Genomic DNA, 2,532 nt, shown 5'->3' on the forward strand with positions numbered 1-2,532 from the left:
AATATTTCAAGTAGTTATCGGCGGCATCTTAGTGTTTCTTGCCGGAGTGTTGATAGGAAGCTCATAAACACTGCGTGATCTGCTGCATATCATTTGTTCGTGTGACGAAGTTAGTGGAATTTAATCCCGCCTAAACTATTTAGGATGGCTCTAATTGATATTTGAAAAATCAAAATTTAGATGCTACTTTTGGGCACTAAAATATCGGGGTTGTGCATGCCAGAAGAGCTATACATTAATTTTAAATTTAAAAATAGAAAAACTGGTGAGCTTAAAGACGGTTATATTCGCGTTCCCAATATTGAAAAATATGCGAACGGATTAAAAAAGTTTTTCGATATTCACCAATTCCGGGTTTGTGAAAAGCGGCTTGTGAGCAGGGAAGAGTTCGAAAAAAGAGGTAAGGCATAAATCGTATTTTTTATTTCATTGTTCAGTCATTCTATTTCCGCTTAGATGCAAACCGACAAAATTACACTTAGTGAATTTCATTCTTTCACTTCTTCAAACCAAGCGGCGGCAGTTTACTTCAGCACGCCTGATTGCAACGTATGCAAAGTCTTGAAACCTAAGTTTATCAAATTTCTTCAAACTGAGTTTCCACTGATAAAATTCCTTTATGTTGATGTAAGCTTGTCTAAAGAGCTCTCCGCTCAGCAAAATATTTTTACCGTGCCGACTATTCTGTTTTTCTTTGAGGGGAAAGAGTTTTTCCGAAAGTCCAGAGTTGTAAACTTTGAAGAGTTAAGGGACGAGCTGGATAGGATTTACAAACTATTGAGTTAACAATTATTTTAAGGCTGTCTGCGGCGTAAACAACTGTCCGCTTTTTTGAGATTGCAAGCCACAACAATATTATTCTAATAATGATCTTGCGGCTGCTCAAACTAAAATATATTAGTATGACCGCTGATAAAAGAGTGATTGAGTTGATTAACGCTTTTCGAAATAAATAAAAAAGAGCCAAGAGTTTTAACTCTCAGCTCAATTATTTGAAAAAGAGGATTTGCTTTTTAACATAAAAGACAGCCTCTTCTAATATCTACATACTCTTTACTAATTACTTGACAATAAGCAAGAGATCGTGGACATAAAATAAGCAAGACATCGTAGACAATTAGTAGTAACAAATTTGTAAACATCGTAGACATTTCCTAGTGATAGATAAAATCTTTCAGTTACTGTCTCAAAAAAGGAGAGATGGTAATGAAAGAGAAAAGTATCAACAACGAACAAAAAAGAATAAAAGCCGTTGAACTTTGGAAGAACAAATTCAAAATCAACGAGATATGTAAATCACTTAAGTGTTCAAGAGCCTGGCTTTACAAATGGTTAAACAGATATTCAAACAACGAAGCAACAGCCGGGGGCATGGATTTCCATTGGTATCAAGAGCAATCGCGAAAGCCCAGAACATCAAAGGGGCAAATTGATAAAGCAACTGAAACTCTTGTAATAGAAACTCGTAAACAATTGATGACAACACCTTACATGCAATATGGGCCACAAGCGATTTATTACACTTTAGAGATGCGGGGCATTACTCCACCACCGGTTTGGTCTATTGCAAGAATACTAAAGCATAACAAGATTACCCGCAGAAAGAAAATAGATACTTATATACCGAAGGGGAAAAAATATCCATATGAATATGTTCTAAGTCAGCAAATGGATTTTGCCGGACCTCGCTACCTTTACAGCAAAACGAGATTCTATTTTCACACTATTATTTGTTGTGATACTCACTGGGCTCAAGTTTGTGCTTTTGAAAATCAAGATTCAGCCAATGTTTGCAACGGTTTAATTCGCTTTTGGAAGATTGCCGGAATACCGGATTATCTACAGATGGATAATGATTTAGCATTCTGGGGCAGCTTAAACAGACCCACTGCATTGGGGAAAGTAGTCCGTCTTTGCCTACTGCATAACGTCACTCCGGTCTTTATTCCTAAAAGAGAACCATGGAGAAATGGGATCATCGAACACTTCAATAACCAAATGCAAAGTGCTGTTCTAAACTCCGATAGATTTGAAAACATAGAACAAGTCCAAAAAGCTGCCGATCATTTCTGTCAAATACACAATCAAAATCATCATTACAGTAGTCAAGAAGGAATGACACCACAGCAACGAAGAGAGCATCTATGTTATCCGGCAACTACTTTGAGTGAAGATTATTCTTTGCCGCAAGAGCGACTTCCCTTGAGCGATGGTCAAATACATGTAATCAGATTTGTTAGAAGCGACCTTAAGTTCAACATATTTGGTTTATCATTTACTCTCCCCAAAGAAGCGGTCTATGAGTATATAAAAGGTGTTATAATCACTGATAAGCATTTGTTGAAAATTTTCAAAGAACAAGAACTGATTGCCGAATACGACTTTGTTTTATATTAGCAGGATGTCTACGATGTCGTGCAAAGAATTATTAACTAAACTTCGTGAATCCCGCCCGGGCGGGATTTGTCCACGATCTCTTGCTATTTCAACTCTACTAATATTTGTCCACGATGTTCTGCTATTCATGAAATA

The 2,532-nt window shown here is 36.8% G+C and carries 3 protein-coding genes; all 3 read left to right on the forward strand.

Going from position 1 to position 2,532, the window contains the following annotated elements:
* The first annotated feature begins 216 nt into the window (after positions 1–216).
* The 3 genes from ACYC56_RS15195 (at position 217) to ACYC56_RS15205 (ending at position 2,397) form a co-directional block, all read left to right on the forward strand.
* Positions 217–411, forward strand: coding sequence for a hypothetical protein (locus ACYC56_RS15195; RefSeq protein ID WP_461375014.1), 195 nt, complete (start codon positions 217–219; stop codon positions 409–411).
* Between the two features lie 45 nt (positions 412–456).
* A complete protein-coding gene (locus ACYC56_RS15200; protein WP_461375015.1) occupies positions 457–786 on the forward strand; it encodes a thioredoxin family protein in 330 nt (109 codons plus the stop codon).
* A gap of 420 nt (positions 787–1,206) precedes the next feature.
* Positions 1,207–2,397, forward strand: a complete 1,191-nt coding sequence (locus ACYC56_RS15205; RefSeq protein ID WP_461375016.1) for an integrase core domain-containing protein — start codon at positions 1,207–1,209, stop codon at positions 2,395–2,397.
* Positions 2,398–2,532: the final 135 nt, after the last annotated feature.

The sequence above is a fragment of the Candidatus Aquicultor sp. genome (assembly GCF_054640775.1).